The organism is Streptococcus thermophilus, from assembly GCF_010120595.1.
GTDB classification, from domain to species: Bacteria; Bacillota; Bacilli; order Lactobacillales; family Streptococcaceae; genus Streptococcus; species Streptococcus thermophilus.
Window position 1 is genome coordinate 255,332 of the sequence record NZ_CP038020.1, and the last position, 26,118, is coordinate 281,449.

General features: G+C 39.0%; 36 protein-coding genes, 1 tRNA gene and 4 pseudogenes. 2 read left to right on the plus strand and 39 right to left on the minus strand.

The features are described from left to right. Positions 1-75: 75 nt before the first annotated feature. The 3 genes and pseudogenes from E3C75_RS01275 to E3C75_RS01285 form a co-directional block, all read right to left on the minus strand. The gene (locus tag E3C75_RS01275) at positions 76-375 is read right to left on the minus strand and encodes a DUF5960 family protein (RefSeq protein WP_111679784.1); all 300 of its coding nucleotides are present in this window, start codon (positions 373-375) and stop codon (positions 76-78) included. Next, positions 368-733, minus strand: a complete 366-nt coding sequence (locus E3C75_RS01280; protein ID WP_111679742.1) for a hypothetical protein — start codon at positions 731-733, stop codon at positions 368-370. Before E3C75_RS01280 ends, E3C75_RS01275 begins: the two co-directional genes overlap by 8 nt. Further along, positions 733-1,902: pseudogene (locus E3C75_RS01285) on the minus strand (DinB/UmuC family translesion DNA polymerase); the annotation flags it as partial. The gene E3C75_RS01280 and the pseudogene E3C75_RS01285, both read right to left, overlap by 1 nt. Before the next feature lie 121 nt (positions 1,903-2,023). Here E3C75_RS01285 and E3C75_RS01290 point away from each other — a divergent pair. Next, positions 2,024-3,272 (plus strand): annotated as a pseudogene (locus E3C75_RS01290) (ISL3 family transposase). A 198-nt stretch (positions 3,273-3,470) separates the two neighbouring features. Here E3C75_RS01290 and E3C75_RS01295 read toward each other — a convergent pair. The 3 genes and pseudogenes from E3C75_RS01295 to E3C75_RS11430 form a co-directional block, all read right to left on the minus strand. Beyond that, positions 3,471-4,352 carry a class II fructose-bisphosphate aldolase gene (locus tag E3C75_RS01295; protein ID WP_100273556.1) on the minus strand — a complete coding sequence of 294 codons (882 nt, stop codon included), beginning with the start codon at positions 4,350-4,352 and terminating at the stop codon, positions 3,471-3,473. A gap of 146 nt (positions 4,353-4,498) precedes the next feature. Then, positions 4,499-4,584 (minus strand) — tRNA-Leu (locus E3C75_RS01300). Positions 4,585-4,768: 184 nt separating this feature from the next. Then, positions 4,769-6,064 (minus strand): annotated as a pseudogene (locus tag E3C75_RS11430) (glutamate-cysteine ligase family protein). A 153-nt stretch (positions 6,065-6,217) separates the two neighbouring features. Here E3C75_RS11430 and E3C75_RS12225 point away from each other — a divergent pair. Then, positions 6,218-7,208 (plus strand): annotated as a pseudogene (locus tag E3C75_RS12225) (IS30 family transposase). A 194-nt stretch (positions 7,209-7,402) separates the two neighbouring features. On the opposite strand, the gene rplQ reads toward E3C75_RS12225, so the two are convergent. The 33 genes from rplQ to E3C75_RS01490 form a co-directional block, all read right to left on the minus strand. Continuing rightward, complete coding sequence (rplQ, locus tag E3C75_RS01330; protein ID WP_002952134.1) at positions 7,403-7,789, minus strand: 50S ribosomal protein L17; 387 nt, start codon at positions 7,787-7,789, stop codon at positions 7,403-7,405. Between the two features lie 17 nt (positions 7,790-7,806). After that, positions 7,807-8,745, minus strand: a complete 939-nt coding sequence (locus tag E3C75_RS01335) for a DNA-directed RNA polymerase subunit alpha (protein ID WP_100262289.1) — start codon at positions 8,743-8,745, stop codon at positions 7,807-7,809. Positions 8,746-8,793: 48 nt separating this feature from the next. Then, entirely contained in the window at positions 8,794-9,177 is a 384-nt protein-coding gene (gene rpsK / locus E3C75_RS01340; protein WP_002887520.1) for a 30S ribosomal protein S11, read from the minus strand. A gap of 27 nt (positions 9,178-9,204) precedes the next feature. Next, entirely contained in the window at positions 9,205-9,570 is a 366-nt protein-coding gene (gene rpsM, locus E3C75_RS01345) for a 30S ribosomal protein S13 (RefSeq protein ID WP_002885820.1), read from the minus strand. A gap of 17 nt (positions 9,571-9,587) precedes the next feature. Beyond that, entirely contained in the window at positions 9,588-9,704 is a 117-nt protein-coding gene (rpmJ, locus tag E3C75_RS01350) for a 50S ribosomal protein L36 (protein WP_000868345.1), read from the minus strand. Positions 9,705-9,729: 25 nt separating this feature from the next. Beyond that, positions 9,730-9,948 carry a translation initiation factor IF-1 gene (gene infA / locus E3C75_RS01355; protein WP_084829152.1) on the minus strand — a complete coding sequence of 73 codons (219 nt, stop codon included), beginning with the start codon at positions 9,946-9,948 and terminating at the stop codon, positions 9,730-9,732. A 117-nt stretch (positions 9,949-10,065) separates the two neighbouring features. After that, positions 10,066-10,722, minus strand: coding sequence for an adenylate kinase (locus E3C75_RS01360; protein ID WP_002952136.1), 657 nt, complete (start codon positions 10,720-10,722; stop codon positions 10,066-10,068). Positions 10,723-10,853: 131 nt separating this feature from the next. Continuing rightward, on the minus strand, positions 10,854-12,149 hold the full coding sequence (secY, locus tag E3C75_RS01365; RefSeq protein ID WP_111679744.1) for a preprotein translocase subunit SecY: 1,296 nt from the start codon (positions 12,147-12,149) through the stop codon (positions 10,854-10,856). A gap of 16 nt (positions 12,150-12,165) precedes the next feature. After that, positions 12,166-12,606, minus strand: coding sequence for a 50S ribosomal protein L15 (rplO, locus tag E3C75_RS01370; protein WP_014622040.1), 441 nt, complete (start codon positions 12,604-12,606; stop codon positions 12,166-12,168). 127 nt (positions 12,607-12,733) lie between these two features. Further along, positions 12,734-12,916, minus strand: a complete 183-nt coding sequence (gene rpmD / locus E3C75_RS01375) for a 50S ribosomal protein L30 (RefSeq protein WP_002946172.1) — start codon at positions 12,914-12,916, stop codon at positions 12,734-12,736. Positions 12,917-12,930: 14 nt separating this feature from the next. Continuing rightward, positions 12,931-13,425 carry a 30S ribosomal protein S5 gene (rpsE, locus tag E3C75_RS01380; protein ID WP_002946171.1) on the minus strand — a complete coding sequence of 165 codons (495 nt, stop codon included), beginning with the start codon at positions 13,423-13,425 and terminating at the stop codon, positions 12,931-12,933. A gap of 18 nt (positions 13,426-13,443) precedes the next feature. Next, entirely contained in the window at positions 13,444-13,800 is a 357-nt protein-coding gene (rplR, locus tag E3C75_RS01385) for a 50S ribosomal protein L18 (protein WP_011681714.1), read from the minus strand. A gap of 89 nt (positions 13,801-13,889) precedes the next feature. Next, positions 13,890-14,426, minus strand: coding sequence for a 50S ribosomal protein L6 (rplF, locus tag E3C75_RS01390; protein WP_002946167.1), 537 nt, complete (start codon positions 14,424-14,426; stop codon positions 13,890-13,892). A gap of 126 nt (positions 14,427-14,552) precedes the next feature. Beyond that, a complete protein-coding gene (gene rpsH, locus E3C75_RS01395; RefSeq protein WP_014622041.1) occupies positions 14,553-14,951 on the minus strand; it encodes a 30S ribosomal protein S8 in 399 nt (132 codons plus the stop codon). Positions 14,952-15,073: 122 nt separating this feature from the next. Continuing rightward, on the minus strand, positions 15,074-15,259 hold the full coding sequence (locus E3C75_RS01400) for a type Z 30S ribosomal protein S14 (RefSeq protein WP_002946164.1): 186 nt from the start codon (positions 15,257-15,259) through the stop codon (positions 15,074-15,076). A gap of 17 nt (positions 15,260-15,276) precedes the next feature. Continuing rightward, a complete protein-coding gene (rplE, locus tag E3C75_RS01405; protein WP_002946163.1) occupies positions 15,277-15,819 on the minus strand; it encodes a 50S ribosomal protein L5 in 543 nt (180 codons plus the stop codon). A gap of 26 nt (positions 15,820-15,845) precedes the next feature. After that, positions 15,846-16,151 (minus strand): 50S ribosomal protein L24, encoded by a 306-nt coding sequence (rplX, locus tag E3C75_RS01410; RefSeq protein ID WP_084829154.1) that lies wholly within the window; start codon positions 16,149-16,151, stop codon positions 15,846-15,848. Positions 16,152-16,231: 80 nt separating this feature from the next. Then, entirely contained in the window at positions 16,232-16,600 is a 369-nt protein-coding gene (gene rplN / locus E3C75_RS01415) for a 50S ribosomal protein L14 (protein WP_002952155.1), read from the minus strand. Positions 16,601-16,624: 24 nt separating this feature from the next. Further along, the gene (rpsQ, locus tag E3C75_RS01420; RefSeq protein ID WP_002885836.1) at positions 16,625-16,885 is read right to left on the minus strand and encodes a 30S ribosomal protein S17; all 261 of its coding nucleotides are present in this window, start codon (positions 16,883-16,885) and stop codon (positions 16,625-16,627) included. 27 nt (positions 16,886-16,912) lie between these two features. Continuing rightward, entirely contained in the window at positions 16,913-17,119 is a 207-nt protein-coding gene (rpmC, locus tag E3C75_RS01425; protein WP_002952156.1) for a 50S ribosomal protein L29, read from the minus strand. Positions 17,120-17,128: 9 nt separating this feature from the next. Then, entirely contained in the window at positions 17,129-17,542 is a 414-nt protein-coding gene (rplP, locus tag E3C75_RS01430; RefSeq protein WP_084826184.1) for a 50S ribosomal protein L16, read from the minus strand. 3 nt (positions 17,543-17,545) lie between these two features. Further along, positions 17,546-18,199, minus strand: a complete 654-nt coding sequence (gene rpsC, locus E3C75_RS01435; protein WP_084826185.1) for a 30S ribosomal protein S3 — start codon at positions 18,197-18,199, stop codon at positions 17,546-17,548. Positions 18,200-18,211: 12 nt separating this feature from the next. Continuing rightward, complete coding sequence (gene rplV, locus E3C75_RS01440; RefSeq protein ID WP_002887063.1) at positions 18,212-18,556, minus strand: 50S ribosomal protein L22; 345 nt, start codon at positions 18,554-18,556, stop codon at positions 18,212-18,214. Between the two features lie 15 nt (positions 18,557-18,571). Next, a complete protein-coding gene (gene rpsS, locus E3C75_RS01445) occupies positions 18,572-18,850 on the minus strand; it encodes a 30S ribosomal protein S19 (protein WP_002952159.1) in 279 nt (92 codons plus the stop codon). Positions 18,851-18,943: 93 nt separating this feature from the next. Next, complete coding sequence (gene rplB / locus E3C75_RS01450; protein ID WP_084826186.1) at positions 18,944-19,777, minus strand: 50S ribosomal protein L2; 834 nt, start codon at positions 19,775-19,777, stop codon at positions 18,944-18,946. Between the two features lie 17 nt (positions 19,778-19,794). Continuing rightward, entirely contained in the window at positions 19,795-20,091 is a 297-nt protein-coding gene (locus tag E3C75_RS01455; RefSeq protein ID WP_002887066.1) for a 50S ribosomal protein L23, read from the minus strand. After that, the gene (rplD, locus tag E3C75_RS01460; protein WP_084826187.1) at positions 20,091-20,714 is read right to left on the minus strand and encodes a 50S ribosomal protein L4; all 624 of its coding nucleotides are present in this window, start codon (positions 20,712-20,714) and stop codon (positions 20,091-20,093) included. Before rplD ends, E3C75_RS01455 begins: the two co-directional genes overlap by 1 nt. A 24-nt stretch (positions 20,715-20,738) precedes the next feature. Continuing rightward, entirely contained in the window at positions 20,739-21,365 is a 627-nt protein-coding gene (gene rplC, locus E3C75_RS01465; protein WP_002952166.1) for a 50S ribosomal protein L3, read from the minus strand. 116 nt (positions 21,366-21,481) lie between these two features. Continuing rightward, positions 21,482-21,790 (minus strand): 30S ribosomal protein S10, encoded by a 309-nt coding sequence (rpsJ, locus tag E3C75_RS01470; RefSeq protein WP_002885653.1) that lies wholly within the window; start codon positions 21,788-21,790, stop codon positions 21,482-21,484. A 243-nt stretch (positions 21,791-22,033) separates the two neighbouring features. Next, positions 22,034-23,035 carry a Holliday junction branch migration DNA helicase RuvB gene (gene ruvB, locus E3C75_RS01475; protein ID WP_100262292.1) on the minus strand — a complete coding sequence of 334 codons (1,002 nt, stop codon included), beginning with the start codon at positions 23,033-23,035 and terminating at the stop codon, positions 22,034-22,036. A gap of 81 nt (positions 23,036-23,116) precedes the next feature. After that, entirely contained in the window at positions 23,117-24,940 is a 1,824-nt protein-coding gene (locus E3C75_RS01480; protein WP_084829157.1) for an acyltransferase family protein, read from the minus strand. Continuing rightward, complete coding sequence (locus tag E3C75_RS01485) at positions 24,937-25,347, minus strand: MORN repeat-containing protein (RefSeq protein WP_002948620.1); 411 nt, start codon at positions 25,345-25,347, stop codon at positions 24,937-24,939. The genes E3C75_RS01480 and E3C75_RS01485 overlap by 4 nt, the downstream gene beginning before the upstream one ends. After that, on the minus strand, positions 25,344-25,778 hold the full coding sequence (locus E3C75_RS01490) for a low molecular weight protein-tyrosine-phosphatase (protein WP_084829158.1): 435 nt from the start codon (positions 25,776-25,778) through the stop codon (positions 25,344-25,346). The genes E3C75_RS01485 and E3C75_RS01490 overlap by 4 nt, the downstream gene beginning before the upstream one ends. Positions 25,779-26,118: the final 340 nt, after the last annotated feature.

Genomic DNA, 26,118 nt, shown 5'->3' on the forward strand with positions numbered 1-26,118 from the left:
AACTGCCTCAAGGAGATTATGAAAAAGAAAAATTTAGGATTGTTTATAGTATATAGGTGTGACCTTAAATTCAGCTTAACTGACTTTCAAATTTGTTCTTTGCCCAATATATCTAAAAGTCCTGACGTTCTTATTATCAGACACCAAAGTTACCTGAAACTGGAAATAGTGATCTCGTCCATCGACTGACTTTTCCTTGTTGAGTTTGAAATAATTCCGATGAGATAATGCCATAGAAAGCAGAATATCATCAATGATAAAGGTCAACGGTGTACCATCTGCTGAGTAACGGTAAAAATCTTCTTCAAACTTGATATAACTCTCTGAAAAATAGTCTATCTGTAACTTATCTTTGTAAAGTTCTTTCCTATTCATCATCTACTCCTCCTTCTACTAGGTGAATGGCTAAAACGTTTTTAACCTCTATAAGATGAAACTTATCTGCTGATTTAACCACGATTTTTTCTTTTGATACCTCTGTCACCTGTCCTTGATAGGTGGCTTTTTGATTGCCTTCTTTGACGATAAATTGCCCTGATAGTTGCCCTGAATAGATTTGTGAGATAAGGGTCAGCTTATCCAGTAAGCTAAGTTCTTCTGAAAAGATTATCTTATGCTTTTCCTCATCTAGTGATGTGGTGTGTTCCGATAAGAAAAAGCCCATCCATTTCATCATGCCACGGTCTTGATGGTCTCTAGCAGATTGAAAAGGTAAATAACTTCTATCTATCATTAGCTTAGTCCGTCCAATCCACCTGCTGAATGTCCACCAACTAGTTTACTTCTGGCAATAACCCGTGAGCCTTCTGATAAGGCATTTGCCTTCAAAAGCGAGGTAAATCCGAACTGATGTCTGATGGTGTCAATGGCTGATTGAAGCCTTTCTTCTTTTTCGATTTGTTCCACGTCATCAAAAAGGGAGATTAGTCCGAATGATTCATCTACTAATTGAGAATAATAAACGCTGATACTTCTAACCGCTCCTGAACTATACTTCTTATGAAACAGAGCCAGAACATGATTCTTCAAGGTTTCTGTTTGATTCGTTGGTTCAATCTTCATCTGAGCATGAATACTTTTCTTGCCTTCACTTCGAGAATAACCTACGCCAATAGAAATACAAGTCGTCTTCTTGCCTGTTTTTCTGAGACGGACAGCTACCTGCTCTGCCATTTCCGAAAGGACTATCTCAATTTCTTTCTGTCTGACATAATCTCTTGGCAATACTTGAGAATTGCCTATGCCATTAGATTTTGGTTTATAGGGTTTATGGACGTTACTTTCATCAATTCCATTAGCGTGAAAGAAAAGGTCAACACCATTGACTCCTAGATGAGCCTTGAGGACATCAGGATTACTATTAGCTAGTTCCTTGATAGACATAATTCCCAAAGCATTGAGTCGTTTCTTCATGCGACTGCCTATTCCCCAAAAATCCGTCATTTCCTGAATACCCCAGACCTTGGTTTCTACGTCCTCATAAGACCAATTTGCACGCATGGTTTTCGTCTTCTTGGCTTCATTATCCAACGCCAACTTAGCCAAAAGTGGGTTACTGTTAGACATGCCTACGGTTGAGTAAACGCCTGTCTGTCGGAAAATATCGTGTTGAATTTTACTTGAAATCACATCCAGCTTTTCTTTTCTGGACAAGTTTTTGTTAGGGACAAAGTAATTTAGAGAGCCTGTCAGGTCAATAAATCCCTCATCAATCGAATAAGGGAGAATATCTTCTGGACTCCCATAGTTTTGTAGAATACGCTGGATTTCTAGGTTCTTTTCGATATAGAGACTCATTCTTGGTGGGACAATAAAGGTCACCTTTGCCCATTCTTCGACAAATTGAACATACTCAGATGTAATTTCAATCCCTTGACGTTTGGCATTATAGTAAGAAAACTTGGCTCTATAATTTCTGTAGTGGGTAAAACTACTGTAGAGATTATAGAGCTTTTTGAGTGTACACAAAAAGTCCCATAAGAACTATAATGAAAAGCAACCAAACCATCATTAGGAAGAACTTATGAGACTTATTAAGAATAACACAGAATTAATCGGAATCAAAGACCAAAATATCAAGATTTCACTTGTTTTTGAAACTGACACTCATATCGAGATTCAAGCAAAACTTGATTACCCTGCACCATCATGTCCTCATTGCCATGGAAAGATGATCAAGTACGACTTTCAAAAGCCTTCTAAAATCCCTCTTCTCGAGCAAGCGGGAACACCAACTCTACTACGTCTGAAAAAACGTCGTTTCCAGTGTAAAAATTGTAGGAGAGTAACGGTAGCTGAGACATCTATCGTTGAGAAAAACTGCCAAATCTCCAATCTAGTCCGACAAAAAGTTACACAACTCCTAACTGAGAAAGTGTCACTAACTGATATTGCAAGAAGACTTCGCGTGTCGACGTCCACTGTCTATCGTAAGCTTGATCAGTTTACTTTCAAGGAACATTATGACAAACTCCCTGCTGTTATGTCCTGGGATGAGTTTGGGTTCAAGAAAGGGGAGTTGGCTTTTGTGGCTCAAAACTATGAGACAAACCGACTCATAACCATCCTTGATAATCGCCGTCAAACTACTATACGAAACTACTTTTTGAAGTATCCATTGGAAATCCGACAACAGGTACAATTTATCACGATGGATATGTCTGGAGCTTATATTCCACTGGCTCGCAAACTCTTTCCTAACGCCAAAATCGTTCCTGATCGATTTCACATTATCCAGCACCTTGGACGTGCCTTTTTAAAGACAAGAATTGCCATTATGAACCAGTTTAATAAGAATTCACTACCTTATTGAGATTTAAAAAATCACTGGCGACTTTTTCAAAAGGACATCCGTAAACTATCTCTCAACTCTTTTTATTCAAAGACTTTCCGCCAAACTTTAGCACCACATGAAGTTGTTGCGAAGACACTAGTCTTTTCAAAAGAGCTTACTGACTACTATACACTTTATCAGCTTTTGCTTTTTCACTTTCAGGAGAAGAGAGTATATGAGTTCTTTGAACTGATAGAGGAAAATAGGAGCAAGGTCAATCATTATTTTCAAACTGTCTTTAGGACTTTTCTTAGACACAAGCAATACATCAAAAACGCACTAGAAACGGACTATTCAAACGCGAAACTTGAAGCGACTAATAAGTTGATCAAAGACATCAAACGTTTGGGCTTCGGTTTTAGAAACTTTATCAACTTTAAGAAGCGTGTCTTCATCACACTGAACATACATAAAAAAGGACCTATCCGGTCCTCTCTAGATGTTAGCTTTTCGTCACCCACTACAGTTGACAAAGAGCCATTTAATAATGTTTCAAACAAAATTACGCTTTATTTGCGCTATATGGTGGAACGAAATTCTCACAAAATAGCACTTCTGGGGCAAATCGGGGGCAAAATGACTGTAAAAAGGTCTGCCCATGCGGACAAACCTTGATTTAATCACGTTTTAGCAGTAATTAAGCTTTGTTTGCTGAACCAAATACATCGATACGTTCTTCAACAGCTTCTGTAATAGCATCGAAACCTGGTTTCAAGAATTTACGTGGGTCGAAGAGTTTCTTCTTGTCGTATTCTGCTTCATTTGCTTCGTATTCAGCAACAAATTTACGTGTTGCGTTAGCAAATGCGATTTGACATTCTGTGTTAACGTTAACTTTAGCAACACCAAGTTTGATAGCTTCTTGGATTTGATCATCAGGAATACCTGATCCACCGTGCAATACGATTGGGAAACCTGGTACAGCTTCTGTCAATTTTTGCAAGTGGTCAAGGTCAAGACCTTCCCAGTTTTCTGGGTAAGGACCGTGGATGTTACCGATACCTGCAGCCAAGAAGTCAACACCAGTTGCAACCATAGCTTTAGCATCTTCGATTGGTGCCAATTCACCTCTACCGACGATACCGTCTTCTTCACCACCGATAGTACCAACTTCAGCTTCAACTGAGATACCTTTAGCGTGTGCTTTTTCTACAACTTCTTTCGCCAATTTAAGGTTTTCTTCAATTGGAAGGTGTGAACCATCAAACATGATTGAAGTGTAACCAACTTCGATACACTCAAGAGCATCATCGTAGTGACCGTGATCAAGGTGAATAGCAACTGGTACAGTGATACCCATTGATTCAACCAATTCTTCGATAAGAGCTTTACACAATTTGTAACCACCCATGTACTTAGCTGCACCCATAGAAGTTTGGATAAGTACTGGAGCTTTTTTAGCTTCTGCTGCACGCAAGATAGCTTGAGTCCACTCAAGGTTATTTGTGTTAAATCCACCAACTGCATAACCATTGTCACGAGCTGCTTGAACAAATTTTTCTGCTGAAACGATTGCCATTATAAAGGCCTCCTATATTTTTTTGGGTTTGAACCCGTTTACATGTTTATTTTATCACAATTAGACTCAAAAAACTAGTTTTTCTATGATTTGTAAGCGTTTTGATTTTTTTAATATAAAAAAACCAGTCTCTTAACTGGTTACTATGCGGAAAGAGGGACTTGAACCCTCACGACCTAAAGCGGTCACAGGATCCTTAGTCCTGCGCGTCTGCCAATTCCGCCATTTCCGCTAACAACATTAGTTATTATATCAAGTTTGACAATCAATGTCAATACTTTTTTGAAAGTTTTTTGAAACTCTCTTTTGTCTCTTTCGAAACAACTATCATATAATACCATTTATTGTATGCTATTGTCAATAAGCTTTTTGACTTTTTTAGCTTTTCCGAAACATTACATTTATACTATCTGGAGTTAGTCTAAACAATTTTTCAAAGCAGCTAATCTTTCTTGAAGAGGAGCTAAGTAAACTTCTTCTCCAAAGCCACGATTTTTGAGCCCATCCTCTGCACAAGTTAGCAGAGTCTCTGTCAAAGGCAAGATCAATTTTAAATCAGTCTTTGAGATTTTCTTTTTCGAAAACAAGCAACGAATTTTAGGATAATCATAATCAAAAACTTCAAATAAAGATGTGCCTTTTAAAATACTTTCTAGTGCCTCTAAGTTAACTAAAAGTCCAAGATGAAGGGCTGCTGGTGCAAAAGTCGCTGAGAAAGGCTGAGTACAAACACTTCGAAACTCAACGGTTCCCCTAGTCGTTAAATCTTGAAATTGATAAGAACGATGCGTTTGAAAGTCGTCCTCACTCGGCTGAATTGAAACTTCTTTACCATGAATAGACCAGGCTTGAATAGCTGGTTTATTCAAGTAGTCTTTAGCACGAATAGGTTCAAAATAGTAAGTCACTTCACCCCTCGTAGCTGTAAAAATTGCAGTCTCGGATAGATAAGAAAAATAGTCATCTTCGTTTTCAAACACCTTCGGAAATACCCCCCGCATTTTCCTCAAACACACCATGCATGGAATTCTCCCAGAAAACATCACGTGAAAGCGCAAGATCCCAATCAGAACCCCAAAATTAATAGTTTGCCAATAATACCGCCTTGGGTCCCTCTATTTGATTAAAAGCATTTAGAACTCTCGAATAGGATGTTTTTGAGATATCTAACTGTACCTGACTTCCACAGATAAAAGAGCCATATTCAGGATAATCGTGAAAGAAAGGATCATTCTTTGCTTTAGAGAGCTCAAGAAAATTCATAAGCATCTTATAACGAGGAGATTTAACAGGCCTATTATCATTTTTTGCCAGTTTGGATTTACGCCCCATCCTTGCAACTCATGATTATGGTCACGAAGATACGGTTGAATCATACTGAGGTAAGTGCCTAGACGTTCCTCAACTTCAGCAATGCGGCTAGCCTTTGCAAAAGCAAATTCAATTATATTGTATGAGACCTCAAAAAGAATCATATCACCAGAAACCTGATCAATAAGCTGAATAGGATTATTATCAGAATCAAACTTATCCGCATGAAAATCAAAATTATTTAGAAGATAGATGAATAACTATTTCGATAGAGAAACATCAGTAGCATTCACACTCAAATTAACTACAGGGTATTCCAACTCGATTTCAACAAATAGTTCAGGATGATCTTTGATTGGCTTATAGTACCTTTGTTTAAGCAGCTCCTTGGCTCTTGTCACAATAAAATCCCCCATGTAAAAATAAGTTTTTTCCATTATATCAAAATATTCAGACCATTTATAGTTTGAATATACAATATAAGTGCACAATAAAAACTCATAAGATTTTCTAGTAAAATAGAATTGAACGAACTAGTTACGAAAGGAAGTCTTATGAGCTACCATCACTTTACCATAGAAGAGCGTGAAAGTATTCTCGTTTACCGTACGCAAGGCCTAAATTTGTCTCAAATTGCTAAGTTACTTCATCGTTATCCCTCTAGTATTAGTCGTGAGTGAAAGCGACATCTAAGAGAAGGAAACTATTCTCCATGTTATGCACAGAAATCCTACTATATTGCTAAATCACACTGTAGGCGGAAACGGATACTTGAAATAGATCGCAATTTAAGCAATACCGTCCGTCAAACATCTATTTCTCGAGTATCAATGGTCTCCTGAAGAAATAGAAGGTCGGTTGAGATTAGAGTATGGAAAAGCTGTTATTAGTTATCAAACAAGTTATAGAGCCATTTACAAAGGACATTTTGATAACAACTCACTATCTCATGGTCCTCGTGGTGTCATTCGCAAGCTCCGCCATCGTGGCAAAAAGCCTCATACAAAAGGTTATGTCGAAAATAGAGGGAAAATCTCTATATCTCATACAATTAAAGAAAGACCCAAAGATGCTAATAACCGAACTAGAATAGGAGATTGGGAAGACGATACTGTTGCAGGTAAAACTGGAAAATCTTGTTTAGTGACTCTAACTGACCGTTATTATCGTTTTCTAAAAATCCAGAAGGTAGCTGTCAAGAAAAGTAAGTTGGTAATAGAAGCTATGGTAAAAATGCTAGAACCCTTGACCAAGCATACTGTGACTCCTGATAGAGGGAAAGAGTGTCCCTATCATCAGAAGTTGTGTGATCAATTAAAAATTTAAGTCTATTTTCCTGATCCCCATGCTCCATGGCAACGAGGGACTAATGAGAATACGAATGGACTACTAAGAGAACATTTTCCCAAAGAGAGTGATGTAACATTGGTTAATGATCAGATTATTCAGCTGTGGAAGAACAAACTTAATAATAGCCCACAAAAATATCTTAACTGGAAAACACCTTATGAAGTATTTTATGGGGAAAGTATGCACTTAATTTGACAATTCAAGATATGAAAAACGCCTGCTTACGAAAAATAACAGTATTATCTTTCGTAAACAAGCGTTACATGCTTATTTATTCCCTTTTTTATGATGAGTGTTCCCGCTGGGCGTCTGCCCAGCGGTAGACCAGAGCTAGACTAAGAAAAGCTAAGCTATTCCATCATCATAACACTCAACAAAATTGATAAAAATTAAACAAGTTCGATAATTGCCATTGGGGCAGCATCGCCACGACGTGGTTCTGTTTTAAGGATACGAGTGTATCCACCGTTACGTTCAGTATAACGAGGTGCGATTTCTGAGAAAAGTTTTTGAAGAGCAGTTGTTGATGTATATTTATCAGTTGCTTCATCATAGCTTTCAGATGCAATTTCGTTACGTACAAATGCAGCTGCTTGACGACGTGCGTGCAAATCACCACGTTTACCAAGAGTAATCATTTTTTCAACTGTTTTACGGATTTCTTTAGCACGTGCTTCAGTTGTAACGATTGCTTCGTTAATGATAAGATCTGTAGTCAAATCACGAAGAACCGCTTTACGTTGAGAGCTTGTGCGTCCAAGTTTACGGTATGCCATGTTATCCTCCTATATTATTATTTATCATTTTTAAGTCCAAGTCCAAGATCAGCCAATTTAACTTTGACTTCTTCAAGTGATTTACGACCTAGGTTACGGACTTTCATCATTTCAGGCTCAGTCTTCTCTGTCAAATCATGAACGGTATTGATACCGGCACGTTTCAAACAGTTATATGAGCGTACAGACAAATCAAGTTCTTCGATGGTACGATCAAGCAATTTTTCATCGTTCACTTTTTCAGTTTCCTTCATCACATCTGTAGCTTTAGCCACATCAGTAAGATCCGTAAACAAATTCAAGTGTTCAATTAAAACTCGAGCCGAGAGACCGAGGGCATCTTCTGGGATGATTGTTCCGTTTGTCACGATTTCGATTGTCAATTTATCAAAACCATCATTGCTACCTACACGAGCAGGTTCAACTTGATAATTGACTTTTTTCACTGGTGTGTAGATTGAATCTACAGCCAAAGTTCCCACTGGTGCATCATCTTTTTTATTTTCTTCTGCTGGAACATAACCACGGTTTGTAGATACTGTCATTGTTGCTTGGAATGAAGCACCCTCAGCGATAGTAAAAAGATAATGATCAGGGTTAACAATTTCAATGTCACTATCAGTCAAGATATCTCCAGCAGTAACCTCAGCTGGACCTTGAACATCAAGTTCAATTGTTTTTTCGTCTTCGACGTAAGATTTTACAGCAAGTCCCTTAATATTAAGGATAATTTGCATCACGTCTTCACGGACGCCTGGTACGGTATCAAACTCGTGGAGCACTCCATCAATTTTAATTGATGTTACGGCAGCACCTGGAAGTGATGACAAGAGTACACGACGAAGAGAGTTACCCAAAGTTGTACCATAACCACGTTCTAGTGGTTCGATGACAAATTTGCCGTAATCTTTATTTTCATCAATTTTTGTTATTATTGGTTTTTCAAACTCAATCATTTATTATACTCCCTCGAAACGAATCTTGTGTACTATTGTTATTAAAAATTACACACGACGACGTTTTGGAGGACGAGCACCATTATGTGGTACAGGAGTTACATCACGGATTGCTGTTACTTCTAGACCAGCAGCAGCAAGAGCACGGATAGCAGACTCACGACCTGAACCAGGACCCTTAACAGTTACTTCAACTGTCTTAAGACCGTGTTCTTGTGCAGATTTAGCAGCAGCTTCAGAAGCCATTTGGGCAGCAAATGGTGTAGATTTACGAGAACCTTTGAAACCAAGAGCACCAGCTGATGACCAAGCTACAGCATTACCATGCACATCTGTAATCATAACAATAGTGTTATTGAAAGTAGCGTGAATGTGAGCAATACCAGATTCGATATTCTTTTTCACACGACGTTTACGTGTTGGTTTAGCCAATGTTTTTACCTCCTATTTTATTTTAGATTATTTTTTCTTACCTGCAATCGCAACAGCTTTACCTTTACGAGTGCGGGCATTGTTTTTAGTGTTTTGCCCACGGACAGGAAGTCCACGACGGTGACGGATACCACGGTATGAACCGATTTCCATCAAACGTTTGATGTTAAGGTTAACCTCACGACGAAGGTCACCTTCAACTTTGATTGCATCCACTTCACGACGAATAGCGTCTTCTTGATCATTTGTCAAATCTTTAACGCGGATGTCTTCAGAAACGCCTGCAGCAGCCAAGATTTTCTTAGATGTTGCAAGTCCGATACCGTATACGTAAGTAAGTGAAATTACTACACGTTTATCGTTTGGAATGTCAACTCCAGCAATACGAGCCATGATTTCTCCTTTCTATATTATCCTTGACGTTGTTTGTGTTTTGGATTTGTTGGACAAATTACCATAACACGACCGTTACGACGAATAACTTTACAGTATTCGCAAATTGGTTTAACCGATGGTCTTACCTTCATGTTTTAATCCCTCCAATTATTTCGATTATTTAAAGCGGTATGTGATGCGTCCACGTGTCAAATCATAAGGACTCATTTCAACAGTCACACGGTCACCGACCAAAATACGAATGTAGTTTTTACGGATTTTACCAGAAACTGTCGCCAAAATTTGGTGTCCATTTTCCAACTCAACAGTAAACATAGCATTAGGCATAGTTTCAACAACTTTACCTTTAATTTCAATCACGTCTTCTTTTGCCACGCAAAAGTCCCCCCTAAAATTTCGATTTGATTTCCTCTGAGCACAGAGTTAACAATTATAAGTCAGACTAAAGTATTATAACATGCCAAAGTCTGATACGCAAGTAAGATTCTATAATTATTTAATTGCTGCAATCGCTTTTTTAACATCAGCGAATACATCATCAATGTCCTGGTTTCCTTGAATATCTGATACAAGACCAAGCTCACGGTAGTGTGCAATAATTGGCTCACCTTGAGCAATGTTTACATCTAGACGACGTTTAACAGTTTCAGGTTTGTCATCTTCACGTTGGAAGAATTCATGTCCACCACAAACATCACATGTTCCTTCAACCTTAGTTGGGTTGAATACTTTATGGTAAGTGGAACCACATGAGCGACAAATGAAACGACCAGAAAGACGTTCAACCAAGCTCTCTGGATTAACTTCAATATTAATCACCCCGTCAAGTTTAATATCTAGTGCTTTCAATGTTTCATCCAAAGCGTGAGCTTGTTCAATAGTACGTGGGTAACCATCTAGCAAGAAACCTTTTTCAGCAATATCAGATTCAGCCAAACGTTCTTTAACAATTCCATTTGTAACTTCGTCTGGTACCAATTCACCTTTATCGATGAATGATTTTGCCAACCTTCCCATTTCTGTTTGATTAGCCATAGCAGCACGGAACATATCACCAGTTGAGATGTGAGCTACACCAAATTCTTCAACAATTTTTGCAGCTTGAGTCCCTTTACCAGCACCTGGTAGACCCATAATTAAAAGATTCATCTTACGAACTCCTTATTTTTGTTTTTAAATAACTCTATCAAGGTTGTTAAACCTTGATAGAGTTATTTAAAAACAAAAGAGAAGGGACAGAAACTTACCTTTCTTTCCCTCTCGATTGCTCGTGAGAAAACTTAGTCTTCAAGATTCATAAATCCAACATACTGACGTTTCAATAGGTAACCCTCAAGTTGTTTCATACCTTCGATACCAGTTGAAATCAAGATCAAGAGTGATGTACCACCAAGTGCAATTGAACTTGTGAGGTGCATAAACTGTTGAGCCGCAATTGGAGCTAATGAAATAAACGCGAGAAATACAGCCCCGATTGTTGCCAATCTCTTAAGCAATGAAGACATATACTTTTCTGTCTCACGACCTGGACGAACACTAGGAATGTAAGACCCATTCTTTTGAAGATATTCTGCAGTTTTTTCAGGATTTACTTGGACAAATGTGTAGAAGAATGAGAATAAGATAATCAATATCGCGTAAGTAATCATTCCACTAGGTGTATTATACGAGAGTAATCCTTGTAAATGTGATAACCACGTAACCTTAGAGAAGAATGGAAGAATAGTACTAGGAATTGTCGTAATCGAGCTAGCAAAGATAACGGGAATAACACCAGCTGGATTGACTTTCAAAGGTAAGTATGAATTCGTTGGAGCACCTTGAACCAATTTCGTATATTGAATTGGAATTTGATATTCTGCTTGTTGTACAAATGTCGTAAAGAAGACAATTGCCAAACCTACCACAATCAACAAAGCGACGATGATATAGGAACGAGTCAAATCTCCTGTACGAACATTGACAAAGAAATCCTCGTAAATTGTTGAGAACATCTTTGGAATGGAAGCAATGATACCAGAAAAGATAATCATTGACACACCATTACCGAAGCCCTTATCAGTAATTTGTTCACCAAGCCACGTCACAATTATGCTACCAGCAGTTAAAATTGACCCAATCAATAGATAGGTTGAAATATTAGGTGTCTTAACCAATGAAATTGATGAGAGTGTATTGAAACTAGCTGTAATACCAATCGATTGAACAAAGGCTAAAACAAGAGTAATATAGCGAGTCGCCTGATTTAATTTACGCCGACCAACTTCCCCTTGTTTGCCCCACTCTACAAATTTTGGATAGATATCCATCTGCAAAAGTTGGACAATGATTGATGCTGTAATATACGGACTAACCCCCATTGAAAAGATAGAGAAGTTATTCATAGCATTACCAGACACCAAGTTAAGCATGTTCAAGAAAGGTAAATCACTTAATTGTTTCAAACTTTCAGCGTTGATACCAGGAACTGTTACATGAGTCCCGACACGAAAAACGAAAATAATGAAGATTATAAATAAAATCTTATTACGAACGTTTTTGACTTTCAACGCATCTTTTAATAGTTTAAAAAACATAATGAGTTACCCCTCATTAGATGACTTCGATTGAACCACCTTTAGCAGTGATAGCTGCTTCAGCAGATTTTGAGAATTTAGCTGCTTTAACAGTCAATTTCTTAGTCAATTCGCCGTTGCCAAGAACTTTAACGCCTGATTTTTCAGCACGAATGATTCCAGCTTCCTTAAGAACTACTGGAGTTACTTCTGTACCATCTTCAAAAACGTTCAATTGATCAAGGTTTACAAGGGTGTATTCTTTAGCGTTGATGTTAGTGAATCCGCGTTTTGGAAGACGACGGAACAATGGAGTTTGTCCACCTTCAAATCCTGGACGTACGCCACCACCGCTACGAGCTTTTTGACCTTTTTGACCACGACCTGAAGTTTTACCGTTACCAGATGAAGTACCACGACCTACACGGTTACGGACTTTACGAGAACCTTCAGCAGGTTTCAATTCATGAAATTTCATTATTATTTTCTCCTCTTTTTGTAAAATGCTAGCGCCTCTAATCAAGTAAGGTAGCTTGATTAGAAACTCGCCTATACATGAAATTCAGTTTAAGTCGCAAGGTAACCCTCACGACTTAAATCAATTTTTATTTAACGTCTTCTACAGTTACCAAGTGAGATACTGCGTTGACCATACCACGGATAGCAGCGTTGTCTTCTTTAACAACTGAGCTATTCAATTTACCAAGTCCAAGAGCAGCAACTGTTTTACGTTGTTCTGGTTTGCGTCCGATTGGAGACTTAGACAAAGTAATTTTAATTTGAGCCATTGTTATCTCCTTTCTTATGCCAAGTCAGATACTGAGATGCCACGAAGAGCCGCAACTTCTTCAGCACGTTTAAGTTGTTTCAATCCTTCAACTGTCGCACGAACAATGTTGATTGGAGTGTTTGAACCAAGTGATTTAGATGTTACATCAGCAACACCAGCCAATTCGACGACGGCACGAACTGCACCACCAGCGGCAACCCCAGCACCTTCAACAGCTGGTTTCAACAATACTTTCGCTCCACCAAATTCTGAACGAACTTCGTGAGGAATAGTTGTACCAACCATAGGAACTTCGATAAGGTTTTTCTTAGCTGCTTCAACTGCTTTACGGATAGCTTCTGGAACCTCTTGAGATTTACCAGTACCAAATCCTACGCGACCATTACGGTCACCAACAACAACAAGAGCAGCAAAACGCATGTTGCGTCCACCTTTTACAACTTTAGTAACACGGTTGATAGCAACTACGCGTTCTTCAAGTTCTACTGCATTATCTTTAAATGCCATTATTAAGTGTCCTCCCTATTAGAATTTCAATCCGTTTTCACGAGCTGAGTCAGCCAAAGCTTTAACACGTCCGTGATAGAGATATCCACCGCGGTCAAACACCACTTCAGAAATACCTTTAGCTACTGCGCGTTCAGCAACAAGTTTACCGACAACAATGGCTTGTTCTGTTTTAGTTCCTTTAGAAACCTCTTTATCAAGAGTTGATGCACTTGCGAGCGTTACACCCGCTACGTCATCAATTACTTGAGCGTAGATGCCTGTATTAGAACGGAAAATGTTCAAACGTGGGCGATCAGCAGTTCCAGAGAGTTTTCCGCGAACGCGACGGTGGCGTTTTTGGCGGAGTTTGTTTTTATCTGGTTTCGAAATCACAATTTTCACCTCTTAATTATAATGATTGCTCATGAGAGCTTTTGGTAAGTGGGAAATCCAAAAAGAATAGCCACAAGGATAAAATCCTATTATTTACCAGTTTTACCTTCTTTACGACGTACGTATTCACCAACGTAACGGATACCTTTACCTTTGTAAGGTTCTGGAGAACGAAGGCTACGGATGTAAGCTGCTGTTTGACCAACAACTTCTTTGTTGATACCGCTAACAACAATTGAAGTTGCAGATGGTACTTCAAAAGTAATGCCTTCTGGAGCTTCAACTTCGTCTTGGTGAGATTTACCAACTGAAAGAACAAGTTTTGTTCCTTGGAGTTGAGCACGGTATCCTACACCGTGCATTTCAAGTTCTTTTTTGAAACCTTCAGAAACACCAACAACCATGTTGTTCAAGTTTGCACGTGAAGTGCCGTGGATTGTTTTGTTTTCTTTTGAGTCGTTTGGACGGTGAAGTGTAACTTCGTTGCCTTCAACTTTGATTTCAATGTTTTTGTTAAACTCACGAGTGAGTTCGCCTTTAGGTCCTTTAACAGTAACAACGTTATCGTTGTTTGTTATTTCAACACCAGCAGGCAAAGTAATTACTTTATTACCAATACGTGACATAGTCTTTAATTCTCCTGTTAGATTATCAAGCCACTAAGTGACTAGTTTTCACGGGGATGAGTTTCAAAGAATTAAATCAATGAAACTCGCACGACTAGTTAAACAATCGCGCTTACTGTTAACCTCTTACCAAACGTAAGCGATAACTTCTCCACCAACGTTCTTTTGACGAGCTTCTTTGTCAGTCAAAAGACCTTCTGAAGTAGAAATGATCGCGATTCCAAGTCCGTTAAGAACTTTAGGAATATCTTCACGCTTAGAGTAAACACGAAGACCTGGTTTAGAGATACGTTTCAAGTTAGTGATAACACGTTCACCATTTTGTCCGTATTTCAGGAATACGCGAACGATACCTTGTTTGTCATCTTCAATAACTTCAACGTTTTTTACAAAACCTTCACGTTTAAGGATTTCAGCAATACCTTTTTTAATGTTTGATGCAGGTACTTCAAGAACTTCGTGCTTAGCTTGGTTAGCGTTACGGATACGTGTCAAGAAATCTGCAATTGGGTCAGTCATAACCATTTTATATTTTCTCCTCTTACTAGTAGTTTGAATAATTCACTTGCTAGTTAATGATTGAGCTGGGCTCAGTTTGTGTTTAATACATTCAACTTAGAAAAATCTAACTTGAATGAATCATAATTTTACCAAGAAGCTTTGGTAACACCTGGAATTTGACCTTTGTGAGCCAATTCACGGAAGCAAACACGGCAAAGTTTAAATTTGCGATAAACTGAGTGTGGACGTCCACAACGTTCGCAACGAGTGTAAGCTTGCGTAGAGAACTTCGCAGGGCGTTTGTTCTTAGCAATCAATGATTTTTTAGCCAATTTATTTACCTCCTAGATTATTTTGCAAAAGGCATTCCAAGGCCTTTAAGCAATTCACGACCTTCTTCGTCAGTGTTAGCAGTAGTTACGATAACGATATCCATACCACGTACTTTATCAACATTATCGAAGTTGATTTCTGGGAAGATAAGTTGTTCTTTAACCCCAAGTGTGTAGTTACCACGTCCATCAAATGATTTAGTTGGAACACCATGGAAGTCACGAACACGTGGAAGTGAAACTGACACCAATTTATCTAAGAATTCGTACATGCGTTCACCACGAAGGGTAACTTTAGCACCGATCGCTACACCTTCACGAAGACGGAAGCCAGCGATTGATTTCTTAGCTTTAGTAATCAATGGTTTTTGACCTGAAATAAGTGCCAATTCAGCAGCAGCTTTTTCAAGAGTTTTAGCGTTGTTTACAGCTTCACCAACACCCATGTTAATAACAATTTTATCAACCTTTGGCACAGCCATAACTGAAGAATAGTTAAATTGTTCAGTCAAAGCAGGAATTACTTCGTTAGTGTATTTTTCTTTAAGACGGTTAGCCATTTAATACTTTCTCCTTTCCTTCGTGATTAGTCAAGCACTTCGCCTGATTTTTTGTTGTAACGAACTTTCTTGCCGTCAACAACTTTGTAACCTACACGTCCAGCTACACCGTTCTTGTCAAGAACTTGAACGTTTGAAGCGTGGATTGGTGCTTCTTTTTCCACGATAGCACCTTGAGGGTTTTCAGTTGATGGTTTTTGATGTTTTTTAATGATTGCAACACCTTCAACAACAACTTTGTTTATTTTTGGAAGAGCCTTAAGAACTACTGCTTCAGTTCCTTTGTCTTTACCAGCAATAACGCGAACTTTATCGCCTTTTTTTACAAACATTTGAGTATTTCTCCTATTATTTCTTACGCCCTAATGGGCACCCTGAATAAATCAGGGGACTAAGTTTGTGTTAATTCAGATTAAAGTACTTCTGGCGCCAAAGATACAATACGCATGTATCCACCTTCACGCAATTCACGTGCAACAGGGCCAAAGATACGAGTTCCACGAGGAGTTTTGTCATCACGGATGATTACTGCAGCGTTGTCATCAAACTTGATGTATGAACCGTCTGAACGGCGAGCACCAGTTTTTGTACGTACGATAACAGCTTTAACAACATCACCTTTTTTAACAGCTCCACCTGGTGTAGCTTGTTTAACAGTTGCAACGATAACGTCGCCGATGTTAGCGAATTTACGTCCTGAACCACCAAGAACTTTGATAGTCAAGATCTCACGAGCACCGCTATTATCAGCAACTTTTAAGCGACTTTCTTGTTGAATCATTTCAATTGTCTCCTTTTAGTTTTATTAGATAATAACAGCTTCTTCCACAACCTCTACAAGACGGAAGCGTTTTGTAGCTGAAAGTGGACGAGTTTCCATGATACGAACGATATCGCCTTCTTTAGCAACGTTGTTTTCATCATGTGCTTTGTATTTTTTAGAGTAGTTGATACGTTTACCATAGACTGGGTGGTTACGTTTAGTTTCAACTACAACTGTGATTGTTTTATCCATCTTGTCAGATACTACGCGTCCAACAAGGGTTTTACGTTGATTACGTTCCATTATTAGAATTGCTCCTTTCCCAATCTATTATTTAATTTCAGATTGCACAGTTTTAATACGTGCAATTTGTTTTTTAACTTCGTTCAAACGGGCAGTTTGATCAAGTTGACCTGCTGCAGCTTGGAAACGAAGGTCGAAAAGTTCTTTCTTAAGTTCGTTTTCTTTTTTAGCAAGCTCTTCTTGAGACAAGCCACGAAGCTCAGCAACAAACTTTTTGATTTCTTCAAGTTTCATGTCTTCTCCTTATTCTGCTTCACGTTTCACGAATTTAGATTTAACTGGCAATTTGTGGCTAGCAAGACGAAGCGCTTCACGTGCAACTTCTTCAGAAACACCTGCGATTTCGAACATTACTTTACCACGTTTAACTGGTGCTACCCAACCTTCAGGTGCCCCTTTACCAGAACCCATACGTACACCGATAGCTTTAGCAGTGTATGGTTTATGTGGGAAGATCTTAATCCAAACCTTACCACCACGTTTCATGTAACGAGTCATGGCAATACGAGCAGCCTCGATTTGACGGTTTGTAATCCAGTGGCTAGTTGTAGCTTGAAGACCGTATTCACCGAATGATACTTCTTTATCACCTTTAGCCTCACCGCGCATTTTTCCACGGAATTCACGACGGTGTTTAACACGTTTAGGTACTAACATTTGTTATTTGCCTCCTTTAGTGTTTTTACGGGCTGGAAGAACTTCTCCACGGTAGATCCAAACTTTAACACCAAGTTTACCGTAAGTTGTGTCAGCTTCTTCCAAAGCGTAATCGATATCAGCGCGAAGTGTGTGAAGTGGAACTGTCCCTTCTGAGTATCCTTCTGTACGGGCAATATCTGCACCGTTCAAACGACCTGATACTTGAGTTTTGATCCCTTTAGCTCCAGCACGCATTGCACGTTGGATAGCTTGTTTTTGTGCACGACGGAAAGCAACACGTTGCTCAAGTTGACGAGCAATAGTTTCACCAACAAGGTGAGCGTCCAAATCAGGTTTTTTGATTTCAACGATGTTGATGTGAACTTGTTTTCCAGTCAATTTGTTAAGTTGAGTGCGAAGAGCGTCAACGTTTGATCCACCTTTACCGATAACCATCCCTGGTTTAGCAGTGTGAAGTGAAACAATAACTTTGTTTACAGCACGTACGATTTCAATAGTTGAAACTGAAGCGTCTGCAAGCTCTTTTTGAATGAATTTGCGGATTGCCAAATCTTCGTGAAGGTAATCTGCGTATTCTTTTTCAGCATACCATTTCGCATCCCAATCACGGATGATCCCGACACGCAAACCAATTGGATGTACTTTTTGACCCACGAGTTTACCTCCTTATTTTTCTGACACAACTACTGTTACGTGAGTTGTGCGTTTGTTGATTGGTGAAGCTGAACCTTTCGCACGTGGACGGAAACGTTTCATTGTTGGTCCTTCGTTTGCGAATGTTTCAGATACTACTAAGTTAGCTTTTTCCAAACCAAAGTTGTTTTCTGCGTTAGCGATAGCAGAGTTAAGTGTTTTCTCAACAATGCGAGCTGCTTTGTTTGGAGTGAATTTCAAGATTGCGATTGCATCAGCAACGTTCTTACCACGGATAAGATCAAGAACAAGACGTGTTTTACGAGGTGAAACACGCACTGTACGAGCCATTGCTTTAGCTGAAGTAATTTCTGCCATTGTGTCCTCCTCCTATTAACGACGTGTTTTCTTATCGTCAGCTGCATGACCTTTGTAAGTACGAGTTGGTGCAAATTCACCAAGTTTGTGACCTACCATGTCTTCTTGGATGTAAACAGGAACATGTTTACGTCCATCATAAACTGCGATAGTGTATCCGATGAAACTTGGGAAAATCGTTGAACGACGTGACCAAGTTTTAATTACTTTTTTCTTTTCGTCATTTGCTTGAGCTTCAACTTTTTTCATCAAATGCCCATCGACGAAAGGTCCTTTTTTAAGACTACGTCCCATTTTGTAGTTTTCTCCTTTAAATTAAATGTACCACAGCGGCTTGCGCTAAGAAGCGCTACCGAGTTGGCGGATGTCATATACTAAGCGACTAAATTATTTTTCGTTACGACGACGAACGATAAGTTTGTCAGATTTAGCTTTCTTGTTACGAGTTTTAAGACCAAGCGCAGGTTTACCCCATGGAGTAGATGGCGCTTTACGTCCAACTGGTGCTTTACCTTCACCACCACCGTGTGGGTGATCGTTAGGGTTCATTACAGAACCACGAACTGTTGGGCGAACACCTTTCCAGCGGTTACGACCGGCTTTACCAAGGTTGATAAGTGATTGTTGTTCGTTACCCACAGTACCGATAGTTGCACGACAAGTTCCAAGAATCATACGAACTTCGCCTGATTGAAGACGAACAAGTACGTATTTACCTTCTTGACCCAAAACTTGAGCAGAAGCACCAGCGGCACGGACAAGTTCAGCACCTTTACCTGGTTTAAGCTCAATGTTGTGGATAACTGTACCAACTGGGATGTTTGCAAGTGGAAGAGCGTTACCAACTTTGATATCCGCATCTGGACCTGAAACGATACGTTGACCTACTTCAAGACCTTTAGGTGCGATGATGTAAGCTTTAACCCCGTCAGTGTAGTGTACAAGAGCGATGTTTGCAGTACGGTTTGGATCGTACTCAATTGTTTTAACAACTGCTTCAACGCCATCTTTGTTACGTTTGAAGTCAATCAAACGGTAGTGGCGTTTGTGTCCGCCACCTTGGTGACGTACAGTGATACGACCATTGTTATTACGACCAGCTTTGTTCTTAAGAGAAACAAGCAATGATTTTTCAGGAGTGCTTGTAGTGATTTCTGCGAAATCCAAAGAAGTCATGTGACGACGGCCATTTGTCGTTGGTTTATAAACTTTAATACCCACGTTAATTTCTCCTTTGATTATTCAGCTTCAGCTGCAAACAACTCGATTGCTTTAGAATCAGCTGTAAGAGTGATGATAGCTTTTTTAGTTTTTGAAGTGAAACCAGTGTAACGTCCTACACGTTTTTGTTTTGGTTTAACAGTTACAGTGTTCACGCTAGCAACTTTAACACCTTCAAATGCAGCTTCAACTGCTTGTTTGATCAAGAGTTTGTGTGCACGTGTATCAACTTCGAAAGTGTATTTTCCTGCTTCAAGAGCAATCATAGATTTCTCAGTGATAACAGGTTTTTTGATTACGTCATACAAATTCATTATGCAAGAACCTCCTCGATTGATGAGATAGCTTCTTTAGTAACAAGAAGTTTATCTGCGTTTACGATGTCAAGTACGCTTGCAGTTGCAGGAGTTGCAACAGTTACGTTTGCAAGGTTACGTGCTGAAAGTTCAGCGAATTTGTTTCCTTCTTCAACGATAACAAGTACTTTAGAATCGATGCTAAGAGCTGAAAGAACGTTTGCGAATTCAGCAGTTTTTGGAGCCGCAAATGAGAGAGCTTCAACCGCTACAAATTTATCTTCTGCAACTTTAGCTGAGTATACAGATTTCAATGCAAGGCGACGAATTTTTTGTGGAAGTTTGTATCCGTAAGAACGTGGAGTTGGTCCGAAGACAACACCACCACCACGCCATTGTGGTGAGCGGATAGAACCTTGACGAGCACGTCCAGTTCCTTTTTGACGCCATGGTTTACGTCCACCACCTGATACTGCCGAACGGTTTTTAACCGCATGAGTACCTTGGCGAAGGCTAGCACGTTGGCTGACTACGACATCAAATACTACTGATTCGTTTGGTTCGATACCGAAGATAGCGTCATTAAGTTCAACTGTGCTAACTTCTTTACCAGTTTGGTCAAATAGTTTTACGTTTGCCATTTTTAACTGATTTCTCCTTTCTTATTATTTAGCAGCTTTAACTGCTGATTTGATAGTGATAAGAGATTTCTTAGCACCTGGTACGTTACCTTTGATAAGGATAACGTTTTTCTCTGGGATAACTTGTACAATTTCAAGGTTTTGAATTGTCACACGGTTGCCACCCATACGTCCTGCCAAGTGTTTGTTTTTGAAAACACGGTTAGGCGCTACAGGTCCCATTGAACCTGGACGACGATGGTAACGAGAACCGTGAGCCATAGGTCCGCGTGATTGACCGTGGCGCTTGATAACACCTTGGAAACCTTTACCTTTTGAAGTACCAGTTACATCAACAACATCTCCAGCTTCGAATATGTCAACTGTGATTTCTGATCCAACTTCTAAGCCTTCAATGTTTTTGAATTCACGAATGAAGCGCTTAGGAGCTGTGTTAGCTTTCGCTACGTGGCCTTTGGCAGGTTTGTTGCTCAATACTTCACGTTTGTCATCAAAACCAACTTGAACTGCTTCGTAACCGTCTGTTTCAACAGTTTTAACTTGAAGCACAACGTTTGGAGTAGCTTCAATGACAGTAACAGGGATAAATTCACCTGCTTCAGTGAAGATTTGAGTCATTCCCACTTTTTTCCCTAAGATTCCTTTTGTCATGAGAAAATACTTCCTTTACTTTAATAATGTATTTCAAAAAGTTTTTTATGAGCGTTTTTTATGCTCAAAAAAGTTTTTAACGAGCGTTTTTTATGCTCAATGAATCAATCTTTAAATTAAAGTTTGATTTCGACGTTCACACCACTTGGAAGATCAAGTTTCATCAAAGCGTCAACTGTTTTTTGAGTTGGGTTGATAATGTCGATGAGACGTTTGTGTGTACGCATTTCAAATTGTTCGCGAGAATCTTTATATTTGTGAGTCGCACGAATAATTGTGTAGAGACTACGTTCAGTTGGAAGTGGGACTGGCCCAGCAACTGTCGCACCAGTGCGAGTTGCAGTTTCTACGATTTTTTCAGCCGCTGTATCAAGCGTACGGTGTTCGTAAGCTTTCAAACGGATACGAATTTTTTTGTTTGCCATTTTTTCTCCTCTTTCGTCTATTTAAGATAATAGGCTAGCTCCTCAAGAAAACCAACACGGATTGCGTGGCAGTGCAACCAGGCGTGTCGCAACCTCTTGTATCATAGCTAAGCACTGTTTTAACAGCACCATAATATAATAACAGAAGAACCCATTCATTGCAAGGGATTTTTGAAATTTTTCCCTTGTTTTATTTTATTTTTAAACTAAATAAAGAATCCACCTTTCTAGATGGATTCTTTATTAATTATCTCGAGTATAGTCATATCCCATATGCTCATAGGCTTTAGCAGTTGCGACACGTCCTGTTCGTGTACGCATAATGAAACCTTTTTGGATTAGGTAGGGTTCATACATATCTTCCACTGTTTCTCGCTCTTCAGCAATATTAACTGATAAAGTACCTAAGCCAACTGGGCCTCCCCCATACATCTCAATCATAGTTCGGAGGATTTTTTGGTCAACGTAGTCTAACCCTTCATGATCTACATCCAGCATAGTCAATGCCTGATCTGCAATCTTATCGTCAATGACACCATCACCCATGATTTGAGCATAGTCTCGCACGCGCTTAAGCAGGCGGTTAGCAATACGTGGTGTTCCACGACTACGCCGTGCTAATTCCAAGGCAGCCTCTGGTGTTATTGTCATTTCAAAGATTTCCGAAGTACGTTCTACAATCTCTGTCAAATCAGGTAACTCATAATATTCCATATGACCATTGATTCCAAAGCGAGCTCTCAAGGGATTTGACAGCATACCTGCTCGTGTGGTCGCACCAACCAAAGTAAAGGGAGGCAGGTCTAGATGAACACTACGACTTGTTTCACCTGCTCCAATCATGATATCGATGCAGTAATCTTCCATAGCGCTATAAAGAACTTCTTCCACTGCCATAGGCATACGATGAATCTCATCAATAAATAAGATGTCTCCCGGCTCCAAGTCATTGAGTATAGCAACTAAATCACCAGCCTTTTCAATTGCCGGCCCAGATGTTTGCTTCAAATTCACTCCCATCTCATTGGCGATTACAAATGCCATAGTCGTTTTACCCAAACCAGGTGGGCCAAACAAAAGGGTATGGTCTAGAGCCTCATCACGGAGTTTAGCTGCTTCTATAAAAATTTTTAATTGGTCCTTAACCTTATCTTGACCAATATATTCCTTAAAGTACTGAGGGCGAAGGGTACGCTCCACATACTCCTCATCTCCTAGTAAATCATTATCTAATATTCTTGCCATAGGCTTATTTTAGCACAAAACAAAAAACTGAGTCAAAATTTGTCCACAAAAAAAGAAGACCACTCTTGTCTTCTTTTTTTATTATTTTTTACCACCCTTAACAGGTTTCTGATTTGCTTTCGCGATAGCCTCTTTAATCGTATTGGTATATAATTTAGCCCCACGGTTAATAGAGTCACTATCGGAGCCAAAGTGAACCCCATCTGTACCATTCCAGATAGAAATATTTTCTTTAGCAACTTGATACCAATCAGCAACCGTCACAAAGTCATATTTCTTAGCCATCTCTAACTCATACTTACGTAACTGAACCAAAGATACGGCTTCACTTCCAGACTTACTACCATTATATGGTGTCACAAAGATGATATGGTGACCTTTAGGTAGATTTTTAATCATTTTATTAATGACCCCTTTATAGTCATCAATCTCATTAACACCACCAGCAATAACAACATCTTTTGCAAGGGCATTACTATCCGCATAATCTTTAAGTAAATCATTAATAGTTGATAGATTACGGCTGACTACTGCATCTATAGCGACATTATCAATACTTGATTCAATCTGATCTTTCGACCTAAGAGCAACGGAATCCCCTAGAATTACCACTCCTTTATTCACACCAAAAGAGGTAGCTTGACTGTTTTCAGCATTGGTACGTGTTAATTTCATCTTCGTCTGAGCTTGTGACAATCCCTTAGCTACCAAATCTTTCTCAAAGTTCCCAACAGCTGGCGCAAAGAGAGAAATGAGCACTGTAATTAAGGTGAGCCCACTGAAGATATAGAGCACAATATGTCGGTAAGGTGTCAAGTCCAAATCTATTCCAAAGAGACTTCCCTTTCTTCCCGCAATAAACGGCTCTATTATATAGTAGGAAAGTGTCGCAAAAACGATTGACAAAATTGTTGTCAGTATGACTGCAATGATATTATTGGTTAATTGGCTGAAGATAATATATAGCGGCCAGTGGAACAAATAAACGCTGTAACTGATTTCCGCCAAATAACTAATAAAAGCAGGCTCTGATTTGCCAGGTAGCTTCTCATGGAGAATACGTGCAGAGTAAATCATGACAGCTGTAAACAAACTAGCCAAAAAGAACCCAAATAGATAGGTAATACGTTCTTCAAAATGAAGGACTAATCCCAACAATAAGAGCAGAGCAAAGCTACCAACCATATAAAGAACTGTCTTTTTAAGTTCCCATAGGCGAACATTTTTCTTAAACCTAGCAGTCGTCTCATGTACACCTGAAAGTGTCGCAAAAAGCGAACCTAAAAAGAAAGGATAAGCGTGCGTGATTGAAGAAAAATACAAGCGAGAAAAACCATCAACAAAGAAAGCACTAATAAACATAGATAGGAAACTCACCGTAAAGCAGGTAAGAGATACCATGAAAACTAGGCCTCTAAATTGATTTTGATGCTTAACACGCTTTGCTAGGAACCAAAGTAAGGCACCCCAGAGAATATAATAATGAACCTCAATAGCCAGACTCCATGTATGGAGGTAGATATGCTGGTTAAACTGATTCTCATAATTCCCCCCAGTTAAAATTTCATAATAGTTAGTTACAAAACCTATAACAGAGGTGATCTGATGCCCGATGCCTGCAATGAAATCATTTCGAACCAAGAGTGCTAAAGGGGTACAGATAAGAACCATCAGTACAAGTGGGGGTACTATACGGTAAAAGCGTCGTCGCATAAAACCAAGATAATCAATTCGATGTGTCCTAGACATCTCATCAATCAAAAGTGCCGTAATCAGATAGCCTGAAAAGGTAAAGAAGACATCAACACCAATGAATCCCCCAGGAAGAACGCTTGGAAAAAAATGATAGACAAGAACTAAAAGGAGCCCTGTCACACGAATATAAGAAAACCAGTTAATTCTCATCCTTTAAAAATCCCTTGTGTAAATTTTCCTTTGTAGATAACCTTATTTTCAGTAGTCAATTTTCCTTGGCCATCTGCTTGACCAGACTTGAACTCTCCTTCATAAGTCCAACCTTCGTGAGATTTAAAAGTTCCTTGACCATTAAAAGAACCATTTTTAAATCCACCCGTATAGGTATCACCATTATCATAGGTCAGAGTTCCTTGACCGTTTAAACGATGGTTCTGCATCTGACCTTTATAGGTGATTTTAGTCCCATCAATTTTAATAGAATGTTGCGTTTTTATAGTCACCAACAACAAGGACAGAGCGCATAAAATAATAAGCCCTACCGTGATATGCTCAAATTGATTACGATTAATATCAATATTTTTGAAATCAAAATTCTTTAGCTGTTTAAAATTCATTGTCTATCCCTAATCCACTGTAGCCAATCTTGGCAAGCTGCAGTTACCAAATTGTATGTTTCTTCAAAATCACCTGTGTACCATGGGTCCGGAACCCCACCAGGTCTAAAGAGCTTAATTTTATCGTCATAACGACCCGCAGATACTTGTAGGAGATCCTCAACATTTGACTCATTCATCCCCACAATCAGATCAAAGAATTCAAAATCTGACTGACTTATCTGTTGTGAGCCTTTGGAAGAATCAAAAGAAACCGCATATTTCCTTAAAATCTTTTGAGTTCCTTGGTGAACTGGATTTCCATGTTCCCAAGACGAAGTTGCACGACTTTCAATATGCAAAGACCCATCTTGGTCAAGCGCTTTCATTATAAACTCCGCCATAGGGCTTCGACAAATATTTCCCAGACAAACAAATACAACCTTATTCATTACTCACCTCTTACCCCAAAGCTATTAAGAAATTTGCTCACTTATTCTCTTGGTTACAATTGTTGCTATACTCCTAAATCATGAAAGTAGGTTCTCGTTAATTTTCATTTAATCAAACCATATTATACCGAAAAACTAATCAAATAGAAAGATTTCTCTTCTAATACTATCGAAAAATTGACACGCGTTTTTTTTAACAGTTACCAAGTCATTTAGAACCTTATTATGTTTACTGACTAAAGAAAAAAGCACCTAGTTTCCTAGATTCTTTATCTGGCTCTATAATTTCTGTAGTGGGTAAAACTACTGTAGGGATTATAGAGCTTTTTGAGTGTACACA

Bases quoted from the DNA above. Each gene is read 5' to 3' on its own strand.
- rplQ (WP_002952134.1), bottom strand. From the start codon at position 7,789: ATGGCATACCGTAAACTTGGACGCACAAGCTCTCAACGTAAAGCGGTT.
- rpsE (WP_002946171.1), bottom strand. From the start codon at position 13,425: ATGGCATTTAAAGATAATGCAGTAGAACTTGAAGAACGCGTAGTTGCT.
- E3C75_RS01295 (WP_100273556.1), bottom strand. From the start codon at position 4,352: ATGGCAATCGTTTCAGCAGAAAAATTTGTTCAAGCAGCTCGTGACAAT.
- secY (WP_111679744.1), bottom strand. From the start codon at position 12,149: ATGTTTTTTAAACTATTAAAAGATGCGTTGAAAGTCAAAAACGTTCGT.
- rplO (WP_014622040.1), bottom strand. From the start codon at position 12,606: ATGAAATTTCATGAATTGAAACCTGCTGAAGGTTCTCGTAAAGTCCGT.
- rplX (WP_084829154.1), bottom strand. From the start codon at position 16,151: ATGTTTGTAAAAAAAGGCGATAAAGTTCGCGTTATTGCTGGTAAAGAC.
- E3C75_RS01455 (WP_002887066.1), bottom strand. From the start codon at position 20,091: ATGAATTTGTATGACGTAATCAAAAAACCTGTTATCACTGAGAAATCT.
- rpsJ (WP_002885653.1), bottom strand. From the start codon at position 21,790: ATGGCAAACAAAAAAATTCGTATCCGTTTGAAAGCTTACGAACACCGT.
- E3C75_RS01490 (WP_084829158.1), bottom strand. From the start codon at position 25,778: ATGAATAAGGTTGTATTTGTTTGTCTGGGAAATATTTGTCGAAGCCCT.
- rplP (WP_084826184.1), bottom strand. From the start codon at position 17,542: ATGTTAGTACCTAAACGTGTTAAACACCGTCGTGAATTCCGTGGAAAA.
- rpmC (WP_002952156.1), bottom strand. From the start codon at position 17,119: ATGAAACTTGAAGAAATCAAAAAGTTTGTTGCTGAGCTTCGTGGCTTG.
- E3C75_RS01485 (WP_002948620.1), bottom strand. From the start codon at position 25,347: ATGAATTTTAAACAGCTAAAGAATTTTGATTTCAAAAATATTGATATT.
- E3C75_RS01480 (WP_084829157.1), bottom strand. From the start codon at position 24,940: ATGAGAATTAACTGGTTTTCTTATATTCGTGTGACAGGGCTCCTTTTA.
- E3C75_RS01280 (WP_111679742.1), bottom strand. From the start codon at position 733: ATGATAGATAGAAGTTATTTACCTTTTCAATCTGCTAGAGACCATCAA.
- rpsH (WP_014622041.1), bottom strand. From the start codon at position 14,951: ATGGTTATGACTGACCCAATTGCAGATTTCTTGACACGTATCCGTAAC.
- rplE (WP_002946163.1), bottom strand. From the start codon at position 15,819: ATGGCTAACCGTCTTAAAGAAAAATACACTAACGAAGTAATTCCTGCT.
- E3C75_RS01275 (WP_111679784.1), bottom strand. From the start codon at position 375: ATGAATAGGAAAGAACTTTACAAAGATAAGTTACAGATAGACTATTTT.
- rpmJ (WP_000868345.1), bottom strand. From the start codon at position 9,704: ATGAAGGTAAGACCATCGGTTAAACCAATTTGCGAATACTGTAAAGTT.
- rplD (WP_084826187.1), bottom strand. From the start codon at position 20,714: ATGGCAAACGTAAAACTATTTGACCAAACTGGTAAAGAAGTTAGCACA.
- E3C75_RS01335 (WP_100262289.1), bottom strand. From the start codon at position 8,745: ATGATTGAGTTTGAAAAACCAATAATAACAAAAATTGATGAAAATAAA.
- ruvB (WP_100262292.1), bottom strand. From the start codon at position 23,035: ATGGCAAGAATATTAGATAATGATTTACTAGGAGATGAGGAGTATGTG.
- rplC (WP_002952166.1), bottom strand. From the start codon at position 21,365: ATGACAAAAGGAATCTTAGGGAAAAAAGTGGGAATGACTCAAATCTTC.
- rpmD (WP_002946172.1), bottom strand. From the start codon at position 12,916: ATGGCTCAAATTAAAATTACTTTGTCTAAGTCTCCAATCGGACGCAAA.
- rplV (WP_002887063.1), bottom strand. From the start codon at position 18,556: ATGGCAGAAATTACTTCAGCTAAAGCAATGGCTCGTACAGTGCGTGTT.
- rpsS (WP_002952159.1), bottom strand. From the start codon at position 18,850: ATGGGACGTAGTCTTAAAAAAGGACCTTTCGTCGATGGGCATTTGATG.
- rplF (WP_002946167.1), bottom strand. From the start codon at position 14,426: ATGTCACGTATTGGTAATAAAGTAATTACTTTGCCTGCTGGTGTTGAA.
- E3C75_RS01360 (WP_002952136.1), bottom strand. From the start codon at position 10,722: ATGAATCTTTTAATTATGGGTCTACCAGGTGCTGGTAAAGGGACTCAA.
- rpsQ (WP_002885836.1), bottom strand. From the start codon at position 16,885: ATGGAACGTAATCAACGTAAAACCCTTGTTGGACGCGTAGTATCTGAC.
- rplN (WP_002952155.1), bottom strand. From the start codon at position 16,600: ATGATTCAACAAGAAAGTCGCTTAAAAGTTGCTGATAATAGCGGTGCT.
- rpsM (WP_002885820.1), bottom strand. From the start codon at position 9,570: ATGGCTCGTATTGCTGGAGTTGACATTCCAAACGATAAACGTGTAGTA.